General features: G+C 53.4%; 1 protein-coding gene. It reads left to right on the forward strand.

Translation table 11 applies throughout. From position 1 onward, the window contains the following. Positions 1 to 923, forward strand: a 923-nt coding sequence (locus tag ABRP88_RS11355; protein ID WP_349837259.1) for an IS30 family transposase, incomplete at its 5' end; no start/stop codon positions are given. Positions 924 to 954 lie beyond the last annotated feature (31 nt).

Here is a 954-nt window from a genome sequence, read left to right on the forward strand (position 1 = left end):
CTATTGCCCGGCATTTGGGTCGCTCACCGGGAACAATCAGCAAGGAAATGACACGCAACCGTGACGAATTTGGGTTGTATTTGCCGCATGCAGCTCATCGGAAGTCCGTGCTGCGCAGATTCCGGCCTAAGCCACGCAAACTGGACACACATGCAGCATTGCGTGATGCGGTGTGGGCGATGTTGAAGAAGCGATATTCACCGGTGCAGATTTCCCGAAGGTTGCGTCTAAACTTCCCTGACGATGACACTATGAGGGTGTGTCCTGAAACTATCTATATGTCGTTGTTCTTCCAAGCTAAAGGCGAGTTGAAAAAAGAAATCGCCGCATGTCTGCGCCAAGGCCGTGCTGTGAGAAAGCCACGCAACCAGCGTATTGCCCGCCAGCGATTTAGCGACCCCATGGTGATGATTTCCGAACGACCAGCAACGGTTAACGACCGCGCTGTTCCAGGACATTGGGAAGGCGACCTCATTTTGGGCAAGGGAAACAAATCAGCTATCGGCACGCTTGTAGAACGCAGCACCAGATACGTCATGCTGCTGCATCTGCCCAACGGGCATGGTGCTGTAGAAGTGCGCAACGCGCTCGTCGAGACTATCCAACAGCTACCAGCACACCTGCGTGGTTCGCTGACGTGGGATCAAGGAAGTGAAATGGCCGGCCATAAATCATTTACCATTGCCACCGAGTGTCCGGTGTACTTCTGTGATCCAGGATCACCCTGGCAGCGAGGAAGTAACGAAAACACCAACGGACTTCTGCGCCAGTATTTCCCCAAAGGCACTGACCTATCCGTCCACACCAAAGAAGACCTCGAGTTCGTTGCCATGCAACTCAACGACAGACCACGCGCAACCCTAGGCTTCGCCAAACCAGCCGAAAAAATGGCCGAACTGCTAAGCTATGCCACCGAAATCTAAAATCGTGTTTCCACGACCACTAGAATCCGCC

Origin of the sequence: Corynebacterium sp. KPL2734 (assembly GCF_040225595.1) — a bacterium.
GTDB lineage: Bacteria > Actinomycetota > Actinomycetes > Mycobacteriales > Mycobacteriaceae > Corynebacterium > Corynebacterium rhinophilum.